General features: G+C 33.0%; 18 protein-coding genes. 7 read left to right on the top strand and 11 right to left on the bottom strand.

The window, feature by feature from the left end; translation table 11 throughout:
- Positions 1–164: 164 nt before the first annotated feature.
- Together rpoC and L3J07_04570 are read right to left on the bottom strand one after the other, a co-directional pair.
- On the bottom strand, positions 165–4,166 hold the full coding sequence (rpoC, locus tag L3J07_04575) for a DNA-directed RNA polymerase subunit beta' (GenBank protein ID MCF6277079.1): 4,002 nt from the start codon (positions 4,164–4,166) through the stop codon (positions 165–167).
- A gap of 13 nt (positions 4,167–4,179) precedes the next feature.
- A complete protein-coding gene (locus tag L3J07_04570; protein MCF6277078.1) occupies positions 4,180–7,569 on the bottom strand; it encodes a DNA-directed RNA polymerase subunit beta in 3,390 nt (1,129 codons plus the stop codon).
- 504 nt (positions 7,570–8,073) lie between these two features.
- Between L3J07_04570 and L3J07_04565 the strand changes: the two genes are divergently transcribed.
- The 5 genes from L3J07_04565 to L3J07_04545 all read left to right on the top strand — a co-directional run bounded on the left by L3J07_04565 (position 8,074) and on the right by L3J07_04545 (position 14,162).
- Positions 8,074–10,380 (top strand): DNA translocase FtsK, encoded by a 2,307-nt coding sequence (locus tag L3J07_04565; protein ID MCF6277077.1) that lies wholly within the window; start codon positions 8,074–8,076, stop codon positions 10,378–10,380.
- The gene (locus L3J07_04560; protein ID MCF6277076.1) at positions 10,364–11,062 is read left to right on the top strand and encodes a helix-turn-helix domain-containing protein; all 699 of its coding nucleotides are present in this window, start codon (positions 10,364–10,366) and stop codon (positions 11,060–11,062) included. Before L3J07_04565 ends, L3J07_04560 begins: the two co-directional genes overlap by 17 nt.
- Before the next feature lie 104 nt (positions 11,063–11,166).
- Positions 11,167–12,225: a recombinase RecA gene (gene recA, locus L3J07_04555; protein ID MCF6277075.1), complete on the top strand. Its 1,059-nt coding sequence runs from the start codon at positions 11,167–11,169 to the stop codon at positions 12,223–12,225.
- A gap of 92 nt (positions 12,226–12,317) precedes the next feature.
- Complete coding sequence (locus L3J07_04550; protein MCF6277074.1) at positions 12,318–13,526, top strand: peptidase M42; 1,209 nt, start codon at positions 12,318–12,320, stop codon at positions 13,524–13,526.
- A gap of 90 nt (positions 13,527–13,616) precedes the next feature.
- Positions 13,617–14,162, top strand: coding sequence for a hypothetical protein (locus L3J07_04545; GenBank protein ID MCF6277073.1), 546 nt, complete (start codon positions 13,617–13,619; stop codon positions 14,160–14,162).
- Between the two features lie 50 nt (positions 14,163–14,212).
- On the opposite strand, the gene L3J07_04540 is transcribed toward L3J07_04545, so the two are convergent.
- The 3 genes from L3J07_04540 to L3J07_04530 form a co-directional block, all read right to left on the bottom strand.
- Positions 14,213–14,680: a hypothetical protein gene (locus L3J07_04540; GenBank protein MCF6277072.1), complete on the bottom strand. Its 468-nt coding sequence runs from the start codon at positions 14,678–14,680 to the stop codon at positions 14,213–14,215.
- Between the two features lie 57 nt (positions 14,681–14,737).
- Positions 14,738–16,591, bottom strand: a complete 1,854-nt coding sequence (locus L3J07_04535) for a hypothetical protein (GenBank protein ID MCF6277071.1) — start codon at positions 16,589–16,591, stop codon at positions 14,738–14,740.
- A gap of 314 nt (positions 16,592–16,905) precedes the next feature.
- The gene (locus tag L3J07_04530; protein MCF6277070.1) at positions 16,906–17,631 is read right to left on the bottom strand and encodes a pentapeptide repeat-containing protein; all 726 of its coding nucleotides are present in this window, start codon (positions 17,629–17,631) and stop codon (positions 16,906–16,908) included.
- Between the two features lie 130 nt (positions 17,632–17,761).
- Between L3J07_04530 and L3J07_04525 the strand changes: the two genes are divergently transcribed.
- Positions 17,762–19,183 carry a flippase gene (locus L3J07_04525; GenBank protein ID MCF6277069.1) on the top strand — a complete coding sequence of 474 codons (1,422 nt, stop codon included), beginning with the start codon at positions 17,762–17,764 and terminating at the stop codon, positions 19,181–19,183.
- 65 nt (positions 19,184–19,248) lie between these two features.
- On the opposite strand, the gene L3J07_04520 is transcribed toward L3J07_04525, so the two are convergent.
- Positions 19,249–20,181, bottom strand: a complete 933-nt coding sequence (locus tag L3J07_04520) for a bile acid:sodium symporter (GenBank protein ID MCF6277068.1) — start codon at positions 20,179–20,181, stop codon at positions 19,249–19,251.
- A gap of 133 nt (positions 20,182–20,314) precedes the next feature.
- On the opposite strand from L3J07_04520, the gene L3J07_04515 reads away from it, so the two are divergent.
- A complete protein-coding gene (locus L3J07_04515; GenBank protein MCF6277067.1) occupies positions 20,315–21,055 on the top strand; it encodes a hypothetical protein in 741 nt (246 codons plus the stop codon).
- 45 nt (positions 21,056–21,100) lie between these two features.
- On the opposite strand, the gene L3J07_04510 is transcribed toward L3J07_04515, so the two are convergent.
- The 5 genes from L3J07_04510 to L3J07_04490 form a co-directional block, all read right to left on the bottom strand.
- The gene (locus L3J07_04510) at positions 21,101–21,340 is read right to left on the bottom strand and encodes a hypothetical protein (GenBank protein ID MCF6277066.1); all 240 of its coding nucleotides are present in this window, start codon (positions 21,338–21,340) and stop codon (positions 21,101–21,103) included.
- Positions 21,341–21,344: 4 nt separating this feature from the next.
- Complete coding sequence (locus L3J07_04505) at positions 21,345–22,070, bottom strand: GAF domain-containing protein (protein ID MCF6277065.1); 726 nt, start codon at positions 22,068–22,070, stop codon at positions 21,345–21,347.
- A gap of 39 nt (positions 22,071–22,109) precedes the next feature.
- Positions 22,110–22,661: a hypothetical protein gene (locus L3J07_04500; GenBank protein ID MCF6277064.1), complete on the bottom strand. Its 552-nt coding sequence runs from the start codon at positions 22,659–22,661 to the stop codon at positions 22,110–22,112.
- Between the two features lie 157 nt (positions 22,662–22,818).
- Entirely contained in the window at positions 22,819–23,088 is a 270-nt protein-coding gene (locus L3J07_04495) for an RNA-binding protein (protein ID MCF6277063.1), read from the bottom strand.
- A 162-nt stretch (positions 23,089–23,250) separates the two neighbouring features.
- On the bottom strand, positions 23,251–23,595 hold the full coding sequence (locus tag L3J07_04490; GenBank protein MCF6277062.1) for a hypothetical protein: 345 nt from the start codon (positions 23,593–23,595) through the stop codon (positions 23,251–23,253).
- Between the last annotated feature and the right edge of the window lie 25 nt (positions 23,596–23,620).

The following is a 23,620-nucleotide window of genomic DNA, read 5'->3' as shown; positions in this document are numbered from 1 at the left end:
AAAATCTCCAAATTTTGACTACAACTTCAAGAAAAAATATTTCCGAAGCTTAGGCTGGGCAAATATTTTTTCTTTTTGTCTCGCTCAAAATTTAGAAATTTAAATAACGAAAGCGTATTTTTAGATAGACCCTTAACAAGGTTTTTTGTATTTTTAAAGTAGTTTTATGCTTTTTCTTCTGTTGTTTTTACAGCCTCTACTTTTTCTGTTACTTCTTCTTCTGTCGTAGTTTCCACTGCTTTCACAGTCTCAACTTCTGCAACTTCAGATTGTTTTCTTTCTATTGGTTTTACACCTGTTCCTACTGGAATCAATCTTCCAATAATAACATTTTCTTTTAATCCTTCTAGATAATCAATCTTACCAGTAACAGCTGCATTTACAAGAACACGGGCTGTTTCCTGGAAAGACGCTGCAGACAAAAAGCTTTGTGTTGAAAGAGAAACTTTACTCATTCCTAAGAATAATTCTCTAACTTCTGAAGTTTTTTTGCCTGCTTCTTTTGCTTTATTGTTTGCAATCATATATTGAGTTTTCTCAATGATTTCTCCTGGGATAAGATCTGTATCGCCGACGTCTTCTACAAATACACGACTGAACAATTGCTTAATGATAACTTCTAGGTGTTTATCGTTCAATTTCTGTCCTTGAGCTCCGTAAATTTGTTTAATTTCACGAAGAATATATTTTTGAACAGAACCACGATCTCTCAAAACAAATAATTCTTGCAGATTTACACTTCCTTCTGTAAGTTGCTCCCCTTTTTCTACAACATCACCATCTTTTACCCAAAGTTTCAGTCCGATTGGAATTATGTATTCTCTTAAGTGCTTACCTTCATAAACCAAAGTCATAGATTTTTCAGCAACACGAACACTTCCTTTGTAAAGTGCTTTTGTTTCTTCTCCTGTTGTACCTCTTACAAGTAATACTTGTCCTTTTTTGATTTTTTGTCCGTCTACAATTTTTACATCGTCAGTTTTTCTGATTTTAATATCCATCTCTTCAGTTCCTTCAAAATGAACCTTGATGATTTTTTGCCCTCTACGCCCCTCAAAAACTTTTCTTCCTGTTGAGTTTGTAATTACTTTTCCATCTGCATCTTCTATTTCAATTGTTCCATCTACCTCTGTCAAAACAGCTTGTCTTTTTGGATTGCGAGCCTCAAATAATTCTTCCACACGGGGTAAACCTTGTGTAATATCTCCTACTCCAGCAACTCCTCCAAGATGGAAAGTTCTCATAGTAAGTTGTGTTCCCGGCTCACCGATTGATTGTGCTGCCACAATACCAGCTGCCATACCTATTTCTACAACTTCGTTGTTACCAAGGTCGTATCCATAACACTTTTTACAAACACCTTTTACAAGTTTACATTTTATAATTGAACGAATATGAACTTCATCTAGATCTGCTTTTGCAATATGTCTTGCAAGCTCTTCTGTCACGACCTGTCCTTTTTTAACAATTGTTTTTCCTTCGCTATCTTTAAGAGTTTTTGATACAAATCTACCTCTTACACGCTCTGCTATAGTTTCCCCAACTTCTTCTGAGCTAGCTCTTGTTATTAAATCTCCCTCTCTTTCTCCACAATCGTCTGCATTTACAACTACATCTTGTGCAACGTCTATAAGACGACGAGTAAGATAACCAGCATTCGCTGTACGCAAAGCGGTGTCAGTTAGACCTTTACGAGTACCATGAGAAGATATGAAGAATTCCAATACACTAAAACCTTCTTTAAAGTTTCCTTTTACAGGCAATTCGATAATGTCTCCACTCGGTGAAGCTACAAGCCCTTTCATTCCTACTACCTGCCCAAGTTGTGCCCAACTTCCACGAGCTCCAGAGTCAATCATTGCAAAAACTGGACCGTCTTTGTCCAGAGCTTTATCGTTGTAAGATAAAACTCTATCTTTTACATCTGTCCAAATATCTAATATTTTTGCGTGTCTTTCTGAATCTGTAAGCAAACCATCTTGATATTGTTCTTCTACTTCTTGTGCTTTTTTGTCGCCTTCTGCTAGGATTTCTGTCTTTTCTTCATTTTTACCAAAGTCTTGCATTCCAAGTGAATATCCAGATTTTGTAGCATAACGGAAACCAATTGTTTTGATGTCGTCCAAAGTACGAGCTGTAAATACTTGTCCGTAAAATTCAAGCAGGAAAGCAATAATTTGACCCAAAGTTTTCTTTGAAACAGTCTCATTATAAAATGATAATTTTTCTGGTAAAATTTCATTGAACAAAATTCTACCAACCGTTGTTTCAACTATTGGACCAATACCTTCTTCAAATTTAGACAAATTTTTGAAACGTACTTTTATCTTTTCTTTCAAGTTAATTTTACGATTTTTATATGCAAATTTTGCTTCTGTAGCGTCTGAGAAAAACTTTTTTACTTCCTCTTCAGTTTCAATAATTCCAGTCAAGTAATAACAACCAAGTACAATGTCATGCCCTGGAGTTACCACAGGACGACCAGTTGCTGGTTTCAAAATGTTAGTTTCTGCAGCCATTAGGTTTTCAGCTTCCCATTTTGCATCTTCTGTAAGTGGAACATGTACAGCCATCTGGTCTCCATCGAAGTCAGCGTTGAACGCAGGACAAACAAGTGGATGAAGTTGGATAGCTTTTCCTTCGATAAGAAGTGGTTTGAAAGCTTGAATACCCAATCTATGAAGAGTCGGTGCACGATTCAACATTACACGCCTTGTGCTAGTCACCTCTTCTAAGATATCCCAAACTTCTGGTGCGTTCGATTCTATAAATCTTGAAGCACTTCTTACATTATGAGCAAAACCTCTCTGAATTATTTTTGACATTACAAATGGTTTAAATAATTCCAAAGCCATTTTCTTTGGCAAACCACATTCACTAATTTTCAAACTTGGCCCAACCACAATTACTGAACGCCCTGAATAGTCTACGCGTTTACCAAGTAGATTTTGACGAAAACGACCTTGTTTACCTTTCAAAATATCTGCCAAAGAACGCAGTTGGCGTTTTTGCCCAGTTGATGCTGTCACAGTCTTTGAAGTTCTTGCATTATTATCAATTAAAGCGTCTACAGCCTCCTGAAGCATTCTTTTTTCATTTCTACGAATTACCTCTGGTGCATTCAAATCTATCAATCTTTTCAAACGGTTATTTCTATTTATAACGCGTCTGTATAAATCATTTAGATCGCTTGTTGCAAACCTACCACCATCCAGTGCAACCATAGGTCTTAAATCTGGTGGAATTACAGGCACAGAAGACAATACCATCCATTCTGGTTTAATATTATTCTTCTTAAGACTTGTCAAAAGTTTTACACGACGAACAAGTCTGTCACGCTTTGCACCCTTACTTTTTTTGATTAATTCCTCTAAATTTTCTATTGTTTTACTTAAATCTAATTTTTTTAAAAGTTCTTTTACACCTTCCGCACCAATTTTTGCATCAAAAATATGTCCAAATCTCAAAGAAAGTTCTTGATATTGATTTTCTGAAATTAAACTCATCATTGAAATTTCTTTTAGCTCTTTTTCAGCATAAGAAAAATCTTCTTCAAGTGATTCTACTTTTTTATCTCTTTCGCTAGCTAAGTCTTCCAACAGCTTTGCATCTTGATTTTCTTTTACAGCTTCAGCAATTTTCTTTTTATACTGATTTTCAAGTTGTTTTTTCTTACTTTTAAACTCTTTCTTTAATTCTTCTTGTGTCTCGGCTTTTAGCTCTTCGTCTACTTTTGTAATTATAAAAGAAGCAAAATAAATTACTTTTTCCAAACCTTGAATAGACATATCTAACACCAAACCTATTTTTGAAGGAATTGAACGCAGAAACCAAATATGTGTGACTGGCGCTGAAAGCTCAATATGCCCCATACGCTCACGACGCACAAGTGAGTGAGTCACTTCCACTCCACATTTATCACAAGTTATTCCTTTATAGCGAATTTTTTTGTATTTTCCACAATAACACTCCCAATCTTTTGTAGGTCCAAAAATTTCCTCAGCGAAAAGACCAGCTTTTTCAGAGCGCTGTGTGCGATAGTTAATAGTCTCTGGCTTCGTAATTTCACCGTATGACCACCCTTTAATTACTTCTGGTGAAGCAATCCTTAAAGCTAATGCGTCAAAATCAGTTGAATGTAGCGCGTCACGATTTATAGTACTCATAAATTTATTTTTATTATTCCTTTGAACTCTTAGATGTTTTTCCACCTCTTACAGTGATATAACCATCTTCGGTTTTCTTTAAAAGTTCTACATCAAGAGCTAGACCTTTAAGTTCTCTTGTTAGTACATTGAATGATTCTGGAACATTTACTTTTGTAATTGGTTCCCCTTTAATAATAGACTCATAAGCTTTTGAGCGCCCTGGTACATCGTCAGATTTTATAGTTAAAATTTCCTGTAAAGTATGAGCTGCTCCATAGGCTTCCAAAGCCCAAACCTCCATCTCTCCAAAACGCTGTCCACCAAACTGAGCCTTTCCTCCAAGAGGTTGCTGTGTGATAAGACTATAAGGACCAATAGAGCGTTGATGAATTTTATCTTCGATCATATGGTTAAGTTTCAACATATAGTTGTAACCAACTGTTGTTTTATGATCAAATAGTTCACCTGTTCTACCATCGTGAAGTTGTAGTTGTCCATCTTCTGGAAAACCTGCTTTTTTAAGCTCTCCCTGAATTACTTCTTCTGGAATTCCATCCAAAGTAGGGATAGCAGCTTTATAACCAAGTGCATTCGCAGCTAAACCAAGATGAGTTTCAAGAAGCTGTCCCAAGTTCATACGAGATACAACTCCAAGCGGTGAAAGGATAATATCAACTGGTGTTCCATCTTCCAAGAAAGGCATATCTTCTACAGGAACAACACGAGCGATAACACCTTTATTTCCATGACGACCAGCCATCTTATCTCCAACCTGAATTTTACGCATATCTGCTACAGTCACTTGAACCTGTTTTACAACTCCAGCCTGCAATTTATCCCCCTCTTCTGCTGAAAATACTTTTACATCTATTACCTTTCCTTTGTCTCCATGTTCTAGATAAAGAGAAGAATCGCGAACATCTCTAGCTTTATCACCAAAAATTGCACGAAGAAGTCTTTCTTCTGGAGAAAGTTCTGTCTCACCTTTTGGACTAATTTTACCCACCAAAATATCACCAGAATGGACTTCTGCTCCAACACGAACAACACCTTCGGCATCTAAATTCTTTAATTTTTCTTCACTTACATTTGGAATATCACTTGTCACCAACTCTGGCCCAAGTTTTGTATCACGAATATCCAATTTATAGTCTTCAATATGAACTGAGGAGTACTTATCCGACTGAACAAGTCTTTCAGAAATTATGATAGCATCCTCATAATTGAATCCATCCCACATCATATACGCAACCAATACATTTTGTCCCAAAGCCAACTCACTACTCTCTATTGACGGTCCATCACAAAGTGACTCTCCTTTTTTAACATTATCTCCCAACCTTACAACAGGTCTTTGATTGATACAACTTGAAACATTTGAACGCACATACTTTTTCAATTTATGAGTATAAACCTCACCTTTTGAACTTGTAATCTCAATTTTATCTCCGTCTAAGTAAGTCACCTCTCCTGTAGCTTGTGCGTGTATAACATATCCGCTATTTTTTGCGGCATCTTTTTCCATCCCAGTTCCCACAAGTGGAGCGTCTGGAGTAATACAAGGTACAGATTGCCTCTGCATATTTGACCCCATCAATGCACGCGTAGCATCATCGTACTCCAAGAAAGGAATAAGACTTGTTGCAACACTTAAAATCTGATTTGAAGCAACATCTAAATAATTAACATCTTCCACTTTTACAATAGTGGACTCTGAATAAGCACGCGCTGGAATACGAACTCCCAAAATAAAGCCATCTCCGTCTACTGGTGTTGTAGCACTAGCTGTCACTGTGCGCTCCTCTTCAAAAGAATTTAAATATACAACTTCATTTGTTACACGAGGTTTTACTTTTATAGTTTTTGCTTTTGTATTCGCTAGTTTTTTAGCGATTGTTTTTGTAATTTTTTCACCACTTTCTACAATTCCTTTTATAGTTTTTGCTGAAACCTCATCTTCTGTAAAACGAGCCTCATTTGGAACCTCATTTATAACTTTTCTATAAGGTGTCTCTAAAAATCCAAAACTATTTATCTTTGAATATGTTGCCAAATGTCCAACTAAACCAATATTTGGTCCCTCTGGAGTAGAAATTGGACAAACACGACCGTAATGAGTTGTGTGCACATCGCGAACCTCAAATCCCGCTCTATCACGAGAAAGTCCACCTGGCCCCAAAGCACTAATACGACGCTTATGTTCCAATTCTGCCAAAGGATTTACTTGATCCATAAACTGTGAAAGCTGTGCACTCATAAAAAACTCATGTACAGAAGCAATAACTGGACGGGCATTTACAAGTTTATTTGGAGATAGCTTGATAAGTTCATAAGTACTCATCCTGTCTCTAATAATACGCTCCATTCTTGACAGACCTACTCTAAATCTATTTTGCACTAATTCTCCAACAGCACGCACACGCCTATTTCCCAAATGGTCAATATCGTCAGGCTCTTCTTGAGTGATGTTAAGTCTAATTATTTCTTTTATAACAGATGTCAATTTTTCTGGTGATAAAATACGATTTTCTTTCTTTTCAAAATCTTTATCCTTTAAACCAAGATTAAACTTGGTATTAAATTTATAAATACCAACCTTACTTAAATCATACCTTTCGAAATTGAAGAACATTGAATGTATAAGACTTTTTGCATTGTCTGCTGTAGCCAAATCACCCGGTCTAATACGCTTGTACACTTCAATCAACCCTTCCTCTTCGTTTGAAGATACATCCTTTTTCAAAGTATTCTCAATAAAGTCTATCGTTGGATGATTATTTACATCTTTGAACAAATCTATAATTTGTTCATCGTTAAGACCTGCAAAAGCACGCAAAAGTGCTGTTACAGCTATTTTTCGTTTTCTGTCTACTTTTGCCCAGATTACATTGTTTTGGTCTGTTTCAATTTCAACCCAAGCTCCACGATTTGGAATAATTTTTGCACCATAAAAACGACGTCCGCGAAGGTTGGTTGCTGTAAAAAATGCTCCCGGACTTCTGATAAGTTGTGAAACTACAACACGCTCAATTCCATTTACTACAAAAGTGCCACGCTCTGTCATAAGTGGCATATCCCCAAGGTAAATCTCCTGTTTAGTTGATTTTCCTGTTCTTTTGTTTAATAATTTAACTGTAGCGCGAAGTGGAGCCTCGAAAGTAATATTCTTTTCTCGGCAAGTTGTTTCATCAAATTTTGGCTCATCTATGAAATAGTCTTCAAAATAAAGCTCTAAATCACGACCTGTAAAATCGTTAATAGGAGAAACCTCCTCGAAAAGTTCTTTGATACCCTCTCTTAAGAACCAACTGTAAGAATCTTTTTGAGCCTGAATAAGATCTGGAACAGGTAAACTAGAGCTAAATTTTGTAAAAAATTTACGCTGTTTTGTCTTTAATGGCTGTCTCTTGTATATTGGCATAATTCCTATAAGAAACAATTAATAGAATTTTCTTTGGAATGAAAAATCTAAGTGTGTTATGATTTAAAAAATGTAAAAATTTGAAAAAGTCAAATTTTTTATACTAAATTTCCTTATTTAATTAACAAAAAATACGCTCTTTACTTAAGAACGCTCTTAATTACTTTTAATTTATCCCTCTTTCGATTTGTTGCATGGTTTCCTACTTTTGTACACTCCCGTGCAATAACCCGCGCACTCACGATTTGTTATCGTTTGGCGTAGATTTTTTAAAGCGGTCATTACCCTTGCTTTACACTTAATTTCATCGAAAATAAACGACAAAAATAAGTGAAAATAAAAGCGAACATAATTATATACTATTATCTTAATTTTGTCAAATAAACACAGACCGTTTTAGTAAAAACTACTTTAAAGATGTTTTATTAAGATGATTCCTATGATATAATTTATTTATTCTATATTATAGCACAACCTAATACGCAGACAAACCATTATAATTTTATGCCAAGAAAGAAAAAGCAACAGATAGACGCCTTTAATCCCAACTTATCTCGCGGTATTATTGCGATTCTTATTTTAGTTTTAGCAATAATTGTTACTTTAAGTTTTTTTCAAAATGCTGGAACAGTCGGAATTATAATAGATAAATGGATTTTAAGCTCACTATTTGGATTTTCCAGATACTTTGTACCTATTGTACTGGCAATTTTAGCCTGGTTTTTTGTAAAAGATGTAGAATACAACTACAAAACAACTCATGGAATTGGTGCTTTTTTATTTTTCTTATCTACCGCCGGATTACTTCATTTAAAATTTGATGCAAGTCAGATGTGGCTAAAAGCATTAGACGGAGAAGGTGGAGGTATTTTTGGAATGTTTGCTTGGCCATTAAAAACATACTTAGGCAATACCGCGGGTTTAATTTTATTAATAGGCTTTGTATGTGTTTCGCTTTTACTACTTTTCAACACAAGTATAGTCTATTTTATACACTTAAATAGAAAAGCTTTGGGAAGTGTAGGATCTATCGGCAAAAATACTATTGGTGGTGCAGAGTTTTTTGAAAGCAAGCCCAAAAAAGATGATATAAAAATAAATGGAATGTACGGAAAAGAAGGAAGTACAGAAAGTGATAATGAAAGTCGTGTTGGTAATTTTCTGGCTCGTAAGATAAAAAGTAAAGAAGAGCTTCTTGCAAAACCAGAAAAAAAACCCGAAGATGAGTCATGGGGTCAAAAAGTTGTAATTAAAGACTTGCCACCAATTCGACTTTTAACCACTAGAAAAGGAAAACCGACAAGCGGAGATATAAAATTAAATGTTAGAATTATTCAAGAAACACTTAGCGATTTTGGAGTAAATGTAGAAATTGGAGAAGTTCGTGTTGGACCAACAGTCACTCAATACTCTTTTACACCCGCACGCGGAGTAAGGCTTTCTAAAATTGCATCTCTTACAAACAATTTGGCACTTGCTTTGGCCGCTCATCCCATTAGAATTGAAGCTCCAATACCTGGAAAATCTTTGGTTGGGATAGAGGTTCCAAACCAAAAAGCAGCACTAGTGAGTATTCGAGAGTTATTAGAAAGTAAGATTTTTAAAGCAAGAAAACATGGAATGATGATAGCACTTGGAAAAGATGTGGGTGGTAAGGTTTGGTTTGCTGATCTACCAAAGATGCCACATCTTTTGATAGCAGGCTCTACAGGATCTGGAAAAACTGTATGTATGAACACAGTTATAATGAGTCTACTTTTTCAAAACACAGCAGAAACACTTCGTATGATTATGGTTGACCCAAAAAGAGTAGAACTTACTCTTTATAATGGAATTCCCCATCTTTTGACACCTGTAATAACGAATACTCAAGACACTGTAAACGCTCTTCGCTGGACAATAAACGAAATGGATAGGCGTTTTGAAACTCTTGCAAAAGCAGGAAATAGAGACATTACTTCTTACAATTTGAAACACCCGGACACAAAATTACCGCATATAGTTTTTATTGTAGATGAGCTTGCTGATCTTATGGCAACTGCAGCGAACGAGGTAGAGTCTGGAATTATTCGTTTGGCACAGATGGCTAGAGCTGTAGGAATTCACTTAATTGTCGCAACACAAAGACCAAGCGTAGATGTTATTACTGGTCTTATGAAAGCAAATATCCCTGGTAGAATTGCTTTTTCTGTGGCTTCACTTATTGATTCTCGCACAATCTTGGATTCTCCTGGGGCTGAAAAACTAGTCGGAAAAGGAGATATGCTTTTACAAACAGCCGACCTTTCAAAACCCGTTCGTATTCAAGGAGCTTTTATCTCTGAAGAAGAGTTAAAAAATGTTGTAAAATTCTTAAAAGTAGAAGGAGAAAATATTTATGACTCAAACATAATTTCAAAAGATGACGAAGGCGATGGAGATGGAAAAACAAACTCATTTGGTGGAGGATCTAGACACAAAAAAGATTTACTTTTTGACGATGCAAAAAAATTAGTAATAGAAGCGGGAAAAGCTAGTGCCTCGTACCTACAAAGAAGACTGCGCGTTGGTTATGCTCGCGCAGCAAGGCTTATGGATGAGTTAGAAGACGCTGGAATAATAGGGCCACAACAAGGCTCAAAACCTCGTGATATATTAGTCGACACAAGCATAGCAGAAGTTCCACTGAGTCAGGAAGAAATTTCTAATATTCCACAAACAAATGATACCGGTGCCGAGCTTAATATTTTTCAAGAAGAAGTCAAAAATCAAGAAAGTGTAGATATAAAAATTAATGAGCAAATTGATAATCCGTATGATGAAGAACAGTAATAATCAAGATGCTCAAGAAGATGGGAATATCATTTTGGATATTTGCACAAACCTAAAAAATGAAAGGATTTTCTCAAAAATAGACTTAGAGACAGCATCAAAAAAAACAAAAATTGGAAAACACTATCTAAAACTTATAGAATCTGGTGATTTAGATAGTTTGCCATTTGCAGATATTTATAAAAAAAATTTTATAAAAAAATATGCGAATTATTTAGAGATTAAAATAAATGAAGGGGTTTTAGATAATATTCTCACAAAAAAATCCACAAATTCAGTAATACCAAAACAAAATAAAACGAACTACTCGTCCCACAACCTTCCACTTATTTTAAGGATTATTTTGGTTTCTGCAATTATTTTAGGTTTTTTTAGTTATTTGGGTTTTCAAATACAAAACATACTTAAACCCCCTTCGTTAATAGTTTATTCACCTGAAAATGGTCAAATAACCCAAGAATACACAGCGGAGGTTCACGGAAAAACAAAGCCCGGGGTAAATGTTTTTATAAATGGAAAAGATATTAAAAGTACAGAAAGTGGTGAGTTTAATGAAACCATAAATTTGAATAATGGTTTAAACACAATTACAATTTCGGCGAAAAAAAAATATGGTAAAACTATAACAGAAACAAGGTATATTATATTAAAAGAAAATCAAGAATTTTCTTACATTGAGTAAATTTGACATACAAAAATAAAACGAATACACTATCATCAAGAGGGTTTGGGCTTTATTAAAAGTCCTTAATTAATCCTCTTTTTTTAACCATAAATATTGGAAATATGACAAAATCAGACGAGCAGAAGGGTAAAATGCAAGCGGCTCAAAGCGCGATAGACCAGATAAAACAAAGATATGGAGACGGTGCTATAATGAAATTTGGTGAGTCTAGAACAATGGATATTGCAACAGTTTCTACTGGTTCTATTTCACTGGACATTGCACTTGGTGTAAAAGGTGTACCACGCGGAAGAATTTTGGAAATTTTTGGGCCAGAATCAAGTGGAAAAACAACTTTGGCGCAACATATAATTGCAGAGGTACAAAAAGAAGGTGGAATCGCAGCATTTATAGACGCAGAGCATGCGCTAGATCCAGACTATGCTCGTAAAATTGGTGTAGATGTTGATAATATGCTGATTTCTCAACCAGACACTGGAGAGCAAGCATTAGAAATTCTAGAAACTCTTGTACGCTCAAATGCTGTGGATGTGGTAGTTATTGACTCGGTTGCAGCGCTTGTACCCAAAGCAGAGATAGACGGCGACATGGGAGCATCTCACATGGGTTTGCAGGCAAGACTTATGAGCCAAGCACTTCGTAAATTAACTGGAGTTGTAAGCAAATCCAAAACAATTGTAATTTTTATAAATCAAATCCGTCATAAAATTGGGGTATTTTTTGGAAATCCTGAAACTACAACCGGTGGAAATGCTTTGAAATTTTACTGTTCTATACGAATTGAAATAAGAAGGGCTGCTCAGATAAAACAAGGAGATAAAGTAATTGGAAATCGGGTAAAAATTAAAGTTGTTAAAAATAAAGTTGCAGCACCATTTAGAACAACTCAGTTTGATATTATGTATAATGAAGGGATTTCCATTCCAGGAGATTTACTAGATGTTGGTGTGGAATACAGAGTAATAGACAAGTCTGGAAATACTTACACATTTGGAGAAGAAAAATTAGGAGTTGGAAGAGAAAAAGTAAAACAATATATAAAGGCAAATAAAAAATTGATGGAAAAAATTAGAAAACAAATTTGGGAAGTTTTGGAAAAAGGAATTGCTCCACCAGAAGAACAAGGAAAACCTGGGAAAAAAGAAAAAATTCAAAAATAATATAAAAAACCTTGGGTTAAACCCAAGGTTTTTTTGACACAAGACATAAGAATATGTTAAAAATAAAATAGAAACCTACAAAGGAGGGTCGAATGCTCATTAAAAAAATGTCGGAAGAAGATTTTTTCTTATTACAAAAAATTGCAGAAGCACCAAGCCCAAGTAATTTGGAAGGTGCATTAACTTACGGGGTTATACACCCAATTTTTAAAAAACTAATTACAGAAAATAAAAAAAGCTGGACTATTCATAGTTTTATTGGAAATGCTGGAATTGTTTTAAAAACAGAACGCAAAAAAAGTAATCCTTTAAAAATAATGTTGGTTGGACATTCTGATAAAATTAGACTTCAAGTAAAACATATAGAAGCTGACGGAAAAATCAAAATATCAAGCTCTTCTTTTTTACCAACATCTCTTATATCTAACAAAGTCAAACTTTTTAGCCGTAAACCAGATAATCCAAAAGAATTTAATGTTTTTTATGGCACAATAGAAGGAATTCCGCCAATACATTTAGCAAGTCAATCTCTAATTTCTGGAAAAAAAGGCGTTTCTAGCTCTGCTTTATATTTGGAGCTTGGTGTTTATGGAAGTCATGCTGATTATAAACTAAAAAACCTTGGTATACGACCCGGAGATCCTATTATTTTTGATAGAAAAATTGAAAAAAGACTTTTTACTAACATTTTTTCTGGGCCATATTTAGATAATAGTGTTGGATGCTTTACTGTTGTTCAACTTGCTAAAATGTTTAGTAAAATACAAGATTTAGAAAATATTCAACTACTCTTTACTATTTCCGCACAAGAAGAAATTGGTAGATATGGGAGTATGGTCGCTGTTGAAAATTTTAAACCCGATATTTTGATTGCAATTGATGTAAGTCACGACTATGTAAACACCCCGAACATACTTTGGAGAAATTTTCCAGAGACAGAAATTGGGAATGGTTTCACAGTAGTTTGTGGTGCAATGATATCACCAATATTAAATAATATTTTAATAACAGAATCAAAGAAAAAGTCAATTCCATATCAAACTGTTATATGTTCAAGAGATACTGGAACAGATGCAAGTTCTGGTGTAAAAGTTGGTAGAGACACAGTAGCAATGTCGCTTGGTGTACCGCTTCGATATATGCACACAGCGTCAGAATTAGCGCACACAGGTGATATTATGTCCTTACAATATGCCGTATACAACCTTATACAATATATAAACCTAAAAGGATTAGATAAAAATTATTTTGTAACCAACCATCCTCAACTTCAAAAAGCTGATAAAATTACACAAATATAAACTACTTTTAAAAAGTAGTTTTTTATTGACAAAAAAAATTAATATATGGTACAAATAAATTAGTACCTTTACAATAAAAAGGAGGAGAAAATGAGTATATGTACAAAAAAAGGTAGCAGAACTGCCATAATGCTTGGCGCAAAATTTATTTTTTATCCGGACACAAAGTGTTTGGAAATATTAAACTATGAAAATGGTTTGTGGCAAAATATTTATTTTATAAAAAACAAAAAAAAGCAAATTGATTTTATTAAAAGTTTTTCACATTTCAAACAATTTGTAGAATTTTTGGCTTTTACTCTTGGAAGGGGTATAAACAAGCCATATGTAAGACATGGAAGGTGGGCCTGCACTTTATGCCTAAAATATGATTATAAATATTTTGTAATAAGGGATAAAAATGGATTAGTTTGGGATGAAGAAAGAAAACTTATCCAAATTATTCCTGAAAAAGACGATGCTCTTAATTGCGTAGAAATAGAATTGGGAAATAGAGGTGTAATTCCAGCCTATTTTGTTCAAAATAAAAATGATTTTTTTGCTCTTCTACAAATAATTTGTGAGACTCATTGGATTAAAATATCTAAAAAAGTAGAAAGTCCTGGTTATTTTGAAGTTAAATTTGAATCGGCTTAGAAAAGTCAAAAGAGCAGAAATATTCTGCTCTTTTTTTTTGAATTTTTTATTTAAAACCTGAAGGTTTCAATAATATGTTTTAAATCATCTTCATGTTCTGAATTTGTATAAATATATGAAATATTATATCCATTTTTATGAACATCTGTTCCCATTTCAAAAATAAGATAAGTTACACCAAGACCTTCAAATTTTTTAGTTGGATATTTTTTATTATTAATTGTTGTATTAAACTCATTAACTAATTCTGTACCAAATGAAAATCCTATTTCTATAGCAGGATACTGAAATGATGCCTGACCATCTGGAGCCACTGCTGTTCCTATTTCACCCAAAGTTTCTTTATTTGTTATATCTTTTCCCCAATCGCAAGGATATTCAAAGCTTATATTATCTTTTTGGTAAGTTTTAAAACATTCGTTATTTTCAGATTTATTAAATATTAAATAACTAGCACTTCCAACAATTAAAGTTGTAAGTACAATTGTAATTATTATAGAACTTAAGGAACTTTTCATATTTTTAAATTAATTAATAACTTTTATATTATACACCATAATAATAATAAGAAATTTTTATTTATAAAACTTCTCCACCTCTACACCAGTATAATAATATTTAACCAAATCAACCCAACTAGATCCCAGTTCGTCGGCGCGGATTTCTGCGTCTCGTTGACTCATACCTACTCCGTGACCAAACAAACTTTTGCCGTCACGAAGGTCGTAGTCTGCTTTTACAGAAACAAGCCAAGGCTTTTCACCTCCCCAAACTTCGGACCATGCTCTAGTTCTACCATCTGTGTTTCCAAAATATGGTGTTATCACTGGAGTTCCATTGTAAGTTATAATTGAACCTTTTGTAGCAGTAGCTGCGGCTGCGACTTTTGGCGCCAAAGTCTCGTGCAAATAACCAAGATAAAGCTGATCGCCGGTATGAGCTACCACATCAAAATTGCGTTTATCATGTTTACTACTATATTGCTGGATATAATATGCGTAAGTTCTAGCTGAAGTTAACAAAGCTTTTATGTATTCTACATTGTCATAATTTGTAGTTTCTCCTATTCCAGCTGTATAATCTTCAAACAAAACGTCATTTATAAGGTAAACATTCGCGCCATCTTGTGTCACTCTATATTCTGCAGCTCCTCTATATTTATTGAAATTTCTAGGACCTTTCCATGAAACCTGCCTTTCATAATTGCGAAGTGTAAAAACTGCACGCTCATTTGAAATAGGCTCAAGTCTAATATAATTTTTTGTGTTCAGAGAAATTCCACCACCGCTAAAAGTATAAATTCCAGCAGAATAACTCATTTTTGCAAGAGTTCCGCGAGGTAAAATACCTATCAAAACTGTACCTTCAAAAACATTATAATTGTCTTCATCAGAAACAAACTCAACAAAATTTGCATCTCGCCAAAGCCCTACACGAATTCTAGGTTCTTGTGATAATCTGTAAATTTCAATTGGTTCCCCACTAAGAACTGGCTCAACATAATGTGAGGGTGCATCGGATGTGACAGTGATTGGAATTTCCACAATTCCATCGCCCAATACTGTACCATCTACTTTCAACTGAAATCTAGCAGTATAATTTCCCTGTTTTGCTGGAGCACGCATAAAAAAAGTCTCTCGTAAAATTCCTCCAGAAGAAATAGGGTTATTTTTTTGTAAAATAGTATTTTTGTCTTGCCAGCTAGCATCTGCAAAAGACGCAAATTCTCCACTTGCCACACTTGTGCCACCAGCCACAAAAGAATAATTTTGCCATGCAGACTCCCCCACATTTTGATAACCCAAAATTATTTTTATTTGCTCTCCTCCAACTGCTGTGATTTCTGGTTTATTCAAAATAAAACGCTGAGCTTTGTAAATTGTTGTTGAAACCTCCTCTTTAGTTTCTACTTTTTCAATTTGCGTAATTTTTGCTTTTTGTATTTCTGGAGCATTTATTACTTTAATTTTTAAAAAGAAATAACTTCCACGAACCCAACTATAATTTTCTGCTGCAAGATAAAATTTTTCTGTGTATTCCCCGACTTTATTTGGAGCTATTAGGTCTATTTTTAACTCTCCAATTTGACCTTGATAAGTATCTTTAGAAATTGTTGCAGTCTGATCACTTCCAATCCAGTTTGAACCACGAAATAATGAGTCGTGATATTTTGGCTCAATTGTATAAGCAGAAATAAAATTAGATCCACCAGCATACCACACTTTTGTACCAGTGTTTTTAAATCGGATTGTGACAGTTTCACTTGTTCCTGCTGGAATTACTATAGGATCACCAATAGATTGATCTACATATTTTGCAGAAAATCCTGTGTCTCGGATAGTTGGATGGTCTATTGCTAACACATCATTTACAAAAATAAAAGGTGTTAAAAATAATAAAAATATAAAAAAATTTCTAAAAAAAATCATAGTTTTTGAGGATATCATAAAAAAGATTAAATTTGATTAAAGACTATCTCAAAACATCATTTCTATTAAAATATAAAAATTTTGGCTACGACTTCAAGAAAAAATATTTCCGAAGTTAAGGCTGAGCAAAAATTTTTTCTTTTCGTCTCGCTCAAAATTTAGAAATTTTAATAATGAAAGTATATTTTGAGATAGTCTCATCTGATATTTAATTATACCATAAAAAAACAAGATATATTACAGAAAGAATAAAATAAAACTCTAAAAAATATCCCCAAAATAAAAAAGCCAGAAATTTAATCCTGACTTTTATTTTAAGAAGTGAATACATTTTCTATATCACTTTCAGCATATAATTTATCTCTTTTTATTTTTTTAGAATTTTTCACAGCCGTTTTATATCTTTCTTTCTTTTTAACCAAATATACTTCTGTTGATTCAGCAGATTCAGCAGTAATTTTATTTACATCCATTACAGCACCTTTACTAAATTTTGCCATACTTATATTAGCAAAGACAAAACTTGCCTTTTCATCGTCATCTTGATTGTTTGTAAGATCTTTTTCACCAAAAGGCCTCATTAAAACAGCTTCGTCAAAAACAGCCCCAAAACAATTTGTATAATCAAAAACAGTTCCTCGCAAATTACACCCTGAAAAATCTACATTTTTCAAGATAGAATCTGTAAAATTTACATAAGCAAAATCTATTTCACAAAGTTTTTGTTCAGAAAAATCAACACACATACACAATGCACCTCTAAAAGAGGTTCTTATTTTACTATTTGAAACATAAAAAAGATTATCTCGAAAAATTACACTTCTTAAGTCTGTGCCTATAAAACTAACATCTACCAAATAAGCTCCTTCGAAGTTTACACCTCTAAGGTTTGCAAAATCCAAAACAATTCTTCCATTAAAACGGTCTGATCTTCTAAATTTTGATAAAGCTGTTTTTGCACCATTTTCCACAATATCATCAATAAGCTGTCTTCTTATTTGATACTTAGTCAAAACTTTTTCGTCTTTTTGCTGTTTCATTTATACTACCCCTTTATTTTTAAAGAACTTATTGCTTTATTTTGTACCATTTTTATACTAATTTGTCAAAAACAAATCGTTGTGAAATTACTCTCAAACTGATATAGTGATTATAGAATAATATATGAATATGTCTTTGAACAAAAAAATTGCACACAATACAATAATTCAAATTGTTGGAAAAATAATCTCAACAATTTTAGGTTTGATTGCAATAGGAATGCTCGCCAGATATTTAGGGCAAGAGCGTTTTGGTTGGTATATTACGGCAATTTCATTTTTACAATTTATTGGGATTGTGATTGATTTTGGGCTAATTCCTGTCACATCACAAATGATGAGTGAAAAGAAATTTGATAAAACAAAATTATTCCAAAATTTACTTGGATTTAGGTTTTTAAGTTCTGTTTTGTTTTTATCACTTGCGCCACTTATTGTCTTGTTTTTCCCTTATCCAGCAGAGGTGAAAATTGCAATTTCCGTGTTAGTTTTGGGTTTTGTAGCGGTTTCAATGAACCAAGTTTTGATAGGTTTTTACCAAGAAAAACTAAAAATGCATATTCAAGCTTTGGGCGAAGTAGTAGGAAAAATTATTTTAGTTGTTGGACTTTGGCTTTTAATAAGTAAAAATGCAAATTTTTTACCAATTATGGCTTTAATTACAATTTCTAGCATTTCTTATACTGCCGTGCTTTGGATACGAGCTTTCAGAGAAAACACAGCAACACTTCGTTTTGACTGGCATATTTGGAAAGCGATTATCCAAAAATCTTGGCCAATTGCGATTTCTATAGTTTTCAATGTGGTTTATTTGCGTGGAGATATTTTACTACTTTCTATTTTCAAAAGCCAAGCAGAAGTTGGAAGCTATGGTGCCTCGTATAGAATTTTAGATGTCGTAGCACAAACTGCCATGATGATAATGGGTGTTTTACTTCCTATTCTAGCATACAATTGGTCTAGAAATTTGAAAAAGAAGTTCTCTTACAGATTGCAAATGTCTTTTGACACAATGATGGTTTTTGCAATTCCAATAACAGTTGGAATTATCGCTCTCGCTGAGCCTATTATTTCACTTGTTGTCGGTGCTAATTTTACAGATTCTGTATTTCTTTTGCAGATTTTGTCTTTAGCAGTTTTTGGAGTATATTTGGGGGCTGTTTTTGGTCACACTGCTGTAGCCATAAACAAACAAAAACAGGTGATGTGGATTTATATTTCAAATGCCGTAATAACTCTTACGGGATATTTAATTTTTATCCCAAAATTTGGTGCATTCGGCGCAGCTTGGATGACGGTTTTTTCTGAATTTTATGCAGGAATTTTACTTGCAATCGTAATTTGGAGATACACAAAAGTTCGTATAAAACTTGGGACTTTTATGAAAGCAATTCTCTCCTCTGCAGTTATGGCCGTGGTTATTTTATCTCTTCAAGATTTAAATATAATATTTTTAGTATTAATTGGTAGCTCTATTTACTTCGCTACTTTATATATTCTCGGCGGTTTTTCCAAGGAAACTGTAAAGGAGATTATCTCTTTGAAAAAATAAATACAAAAAAGAAGTTTAACAAAACAAACAAAGATCTCCAATAATTTAGAGATCCTTGTTTATTTTTAATTTACCAATTTTAATTTACGAATAATAAATTTAAAAGGAATAAGAAGTATACTCCAAGGTAAAACAGACAAAATTACCGGGATAACTATGTTTGGATCTACAAAAAATTTCCCAGCCAAATAAATTGCCAATGTGAAATTCATATAAGAAATACAAATTGTGATTGTAATTCTGTCTTTTTTGTCTCGCCAAAAAACCACAAAATACCCCAAAAAATGTACAATTATAAAAAATACAAATGTTAAAAATAAATAAAATAAAAATTTTCCCTGCAAACCACCGATTATTACATCTGCTTGTTGGGAGACAACACTTACTATCAAAAGTCCTAGGAGAACTGTTGATATAGATTTGAAAGATTTGTAGGCTGGTTGTATTTTTTTGTACCAAAAATATTTTACAATGTTTGCCAAAATAAATGGAATAAATATAACTTTTGCAAGTGAAACAAACATATCATACATACTCACATCTACATTTGCGCCAGCCAAAACTTTTATCACAATTGGAACTGTAAATGGCGCCAAAAGTGAGGTTGAAATTGTAAGAACTAGCGCTAAACTCTGCTTACCTCCACAAATTTCCGAAAGAAGAGGTGCTGTCATACCACAAGGCATTACAGCGAGCAAAAGAAATGCTATTGCCAAATTTGGAACTAACGACAAAGTGACAAAATATACAGCAATTGGAAGTAAAATAAGCATCACCAAAATCACAACCACAAACATTGCTTTATCTTTAAAATATCCAAGAGTTTCACGCAAATCTATTTTTAAAGCACTCAAGAAAAAAATTGAACCAAGAAAAAGTGTACTAAATGAAGCAAGTTTTACTGTTTGAGTAGGAAAAAGAAGACTTACCAAAAGTGAAACTGACAAAACAAAAAGATAAGAACTCGCAAATTTGTTTAAAATATTTTTCAAAGACATTTTGAAGATTTAAATTTTATATACTTGTATTTTACAATATTTTACTCTCTTACACCAAATTAACAATAATTTTAACTTTTATTTTTTACTTTTTTATGATTAAATAACTACACACTCAAAAAAGGAGAAAATCGTGAAAATAAAACCACTGCCCTTTTTAAAAACCCACGTTGCAAATATTGCACAAAACCCTGATCTTGGATTAGTTTTTCTATATTCAGAACCTGAAAAAACAAATGGTCTAACATCTGTATCACACGAAAGTTTTACAAATGATCAACTTCAAATAGCAAAACACATGATACAACATTTTGCAGAAATTACTAGAGATGATTTGAAAACAGAATTTCCAAAACCTTGGGTTGAAATTCCAGAATGGAAACCTGCACGGCTTACTGATTGGGATATAAAAAAAATAGAAAGCGATATAGTCAAGATAAAAGCTATGATGCAATCTATAGAACGTTTAACCATAGACAAAACCGACCCAGAGTTTAAATTATTTTGGGAATTAGCACGTCAAGACGGTGAATGTAAAAGAATTTGCAAAAAAATTATAAGACAAATAGACGAATTCGTTTTATTTGCAAATCGTAGAATTTTAGGTGTGCAGGTTTGCTGTAACATAATAAACCTCCCCAAAGATTCAGAGGAATTTGAATCTGCATTACATTCTGGCGGACTAGAACTGGCAAACGATATTATAAAAGCATTCTCCTTTGACGAAAAAATGGATATACTCGATGCAGGACTGTTTGGCTATGGAGGTATTAAAAATGAAGATTCTGCACCACGAGAAGTAGCCCCAGAATTTGTAAAACTTTTACGAAGTTTACTTTTGCATGAATCTATTCGCCATGGGTATAGACAATAAAATAAACCCCGCATAAATTAATATGCGGGGTTTTTTAAATAATTTTTATTTCATCAATTCATCTACCCTGTTTTTAAATTCATCATCGGAAAGTAAAATTTCTCTAACTTTTTTTGGTGTTGCAATTACTTCTATTTTTTGTCTGGCAGGCTCACCTTCTACTACTTTTTGTTCTGATTTCATTCCTTTTAACTCAATTCCGCGAGCTTTAAAAAGCATAATAAGTCGCCAATGTTCGCCGTCATTCCAAGGGTCGGCAGAAACAAAAGTAGTCTCTTCTGGCATAGTTTTATTTTTTATTAGTCAACCTTTTTAACTTCTTTTTTAAATCGGTTATTCTAAGCTCTCTATTTACCAAAAATTTATTCATTTTCTCTGAACGCTCCACTTGAGTTTTAAGTTTATCGTGATTATGTTTTTGCTCAAATGCACTAGCAATTAAAAAAGACATAATTCTAATTAAATCTACCTCTATTTTATTCCAGTTTCTGGACCTTCTGTCTTCATCAAACCCAATAAAACCAAACTTTTTTCCTTGAATTTTAAGTGGAAAAATAATAATAGCTTTTATGTTTTGTGGTATAAAAATTTCCTGCAAATCTGTTGGTAATTTTTTTACATCGTCCACAACAAAATCGCCATCTGTTTTTAATAATTTCAAAAAAGAAGGAATATCTTTATATTTTATATCTTTTAATTTTTTTATCTGTGGCTCAACACCTTTTGCAACCCACTCGTATGTATTTTTTGTGTGTGTTTTATGTTTAAAATCCTCAAAAATATAGACACGGCTAACATCTGTATGCTCGCCTATTTTTTGCATTGTGTAGTTCATTTTTTCCTCGAAACTAAAAGAAGATGAAGCCAACTTAAGAGCTACTTTTGCTAAAACTTCCTGCTGTCTAATTAGGTATTGCAAAAAATCAGAAGCACCGTCTAGTGCTCTACTATAATCAAAAGACTTTACATCTTGCAAAATTTTTCCATCTTTATTGTGAACTTTCTTTTTCTTCATATTTTGCAAACAGTTTGCAATTTTAGACTTAAAATAAAACTATTTTTTTAATTTATCAATTCTTTTCCTTATTTTTTTATTCTCTTTTCCAATCTTCTTTTTATCTTTTTCTACACTCACCCTCAATTCATAAAAATCTTCTAAAGCTTGTTCTAGTTTTTTATTTTGTATTTTTATCTTTTTCTCAATCTTAACTAACTTTTTACTTTTAACTTTATATTTTTTTGTTATTTCTTCTAATTTTTTATTTTTTATCTCCAACTCAGTAGTTTTTCTAATTAATGCATACATCCATTTAATAATTCCATAACTTGCAATAGCCAATCCTATCGGAACTAAATTTTCTATAAAAGTTAAATTTAAAACAAAAAATTCATCTAAAAAATCTTCCAAAGATCCAAGAAAAAATAATGAAAGCCCTAAAAATAATGGGATAAATAAGATTTTTTGTTCATAAATTCTTGCAATTACACCTATCCAAACTAAAATAACCAAAGCCGTAAGCCCTTCTGAAAAAATATCTCTATAGCTTACACCTAATACAGGTACTGTAGAGATAAACACAGTATAAACCAACAAAAGACTAAACAAAATTAACCCCAACAGTGGAACATAAAAACCTTTTAACTTTTTTATTTTATTTTTCAGAATAATTTTATATAAACTTTTACTTAATTATACACAAAAAACCATTTTTTTACAAAATAAAAAATAGAGCTGTACACACTCTATTTTTTATTTTTTAAATTTAGTAACGGTCGTCACGTGGTTTTGGAGGTCTTGCCTCGTTAACAGTGATTGCTCTTCCGTCTAGCTCATACCCGTCTAATGCTGCAATAGCGGCAGTAGCTTCTTCTTCTGTACCAAAAGTTACAAAACCGAATCCTTTTGAACGGTTAGTAGCTCTGTCAGTAATTATAACAGCTTCTTCAACTGTTCCGTACTGTGCGAACAACTTTCCTAAATCGTCTTCAGTTGCTCCCCAGCTAATGTTTCCTACAAATAATTTCTTTGACATGTTATCTATTTAAAATATAAAGATTTCGAACTGTGTTTTTGCTAAGTGTATCTTTATAAATTAAACTGTACACATTTAAATTTATTACTGACACGGAAAAACAAACGTTCTAAGAAGAATTATACCATTATTTTAATTAAATGTCAAGTATTTTTGGATAATTTACTTAATTTTCTTAATTAATCCTGCTATCTCTGAATAATGTTTATTTACAATTTCTGGTTTTCTAAAATTTTCTGCAAATTTTGCCAACTTTTCACAGGCTTTTAAAAGATCTTCCTTTGTTGGATTATCAAAATCAGCCCCAACATCTTCAAAAGTTTTTTTAATTTGCAACTCTATACTCATCTTCTTTATTTTTTCAATTTCTTTTGGATCTACGCCATCCTCTCCCATATCATCCAAAACCTCTTTGTGTGCTTTTATAAAACACTTTATAGTTGCGTCTCTTACATCTTTTGGTGTTACTTCTTTTGTTGTATCCACTCCATACACTAGTTTTGTCATACTTTTTTTAAATTAATATTAATTT

Source organism: Candidatus Magasanikbacteria bacterium (assembly GCA_021648085.1).
In the GTDB taxonomy this organism is placed as follows: Bacteria; Patescibacteriota; Patescibacteriia; order Magasanikbacterales; family UBA922; genus JAKITS01.
The sequence above is the reverse complement of the archived record's forward strand: the minus strand, read 5'-3'. Positions and strand labels throughout refer to the sequence as shown.

Bases quoted from the DNA above. Each gene is read 5' to 3' on its own strand.
- L3J07_04550 (MCF6277074.1), top strand. From the start codon at position 12,318: ATGCTCATTAAAAAAATGTCGGAAGAAGATTTTTTCTTATTACAAAAA.
- L3J07_04565 (MCF6277077.1), top strand. From the start codon at position 8,074: ATGCCAAGAAAGAAAAAGCAACAGATAGACGCCTTTAATCCCAACTTA.
- L3J07_04560 (MCF6277076.1), top strand. From the start codon at position 10,364: ATGATGAAGAACAGTAATAATCAAGATGCTCAAGAAGATGGGAATATC.
- L3J07_04545 (MCF6277073.1), top strand. From the start codon at position 13,617: ATGAGTATATGTACAAAAAAAGGTAGCAGAACTGCCATAATGCTTGGC.
- L3J07_04570 (MCF6277078.1), bottom strand. From the start codon at position 7,569: ATGCCAATATACAAGAGACAGCCATTAAAGACAAAACAGCGTAAATTT.
- rpoC (MCF6277079.1), bottom strand. From the start codon at position 4,166: ATGAGTACTATAAATCGTGACGCGCTACATTCAACTGATTTTGACGCA.
- recA (MCF6277075.1), top strand. From the start codon at position 11,167: ATGACAAAATCAGACGAGCAGAAGGGTAAAATGCAAGCGGCTCAAAGC.
- L3J07_04505 (MCF6277065.1), bottom strand. From the start codon at position 22,070: ATGAAGAAAAAGAAAGTTCACAATAAAGATGGAAAAATTTTGCAAGAT.
- L3J07_04510 (MCF6277066.1), bottom strand. From the start codon at position 21,340: ATGCCAGAAGAGACTACTTTTGTTTCTGCCGACCCTTGGAATGACGGC.
- L3J07_04525 (MCF6277069.1), top strand. From the start codon at position 17,762: ATGTCTTTGAACAAAAAAATTGCACACAATACAATAATTCAAATTGTT.
- L3J07_04495 (MCF6277063.1), bottom strand. From the start codon at position 23,088: ATGTCAAAGAAATTATTTGTAGGAAACATTAGCTGGGGAGCAACTGAA.
- L3J07_04535 (MCF6277071.1), bottom strand. From the start codon at position 16,591: ATGATTTTTTTTAGAAATTTTTTTATATTTTTATTATTTTTAACACCT.
- L3J07_04540 (MCF6277072.1), bottom strand. From the start codon at position 14,680: ATGAAAAGTTCCTTAAGTTCTATAATAATTACAATTGTACTTACAACT.
- L3J07_04490 (MCF6277062.1), bottom strand. From the start codon at position 23,595: ATGACAAAACTAGTGTATGGAGTGGATACAACAAAAGAAGTAACACCA.
- L3J07_04520 (MCF6277068.1), bottom strand. From the start codon at position 20,181: ATGTCTTTGAAAAATATTTTAAACAAATTTGCGAGTTCTTATCTTTTT.
- L3J07_04530 (MCF6277070.1), bottom strand. From the start codon at position 17,631: ATGAAACAGCAAAAAGACGAAAAAGTTTTGACTAAGTATCAAATAAGA.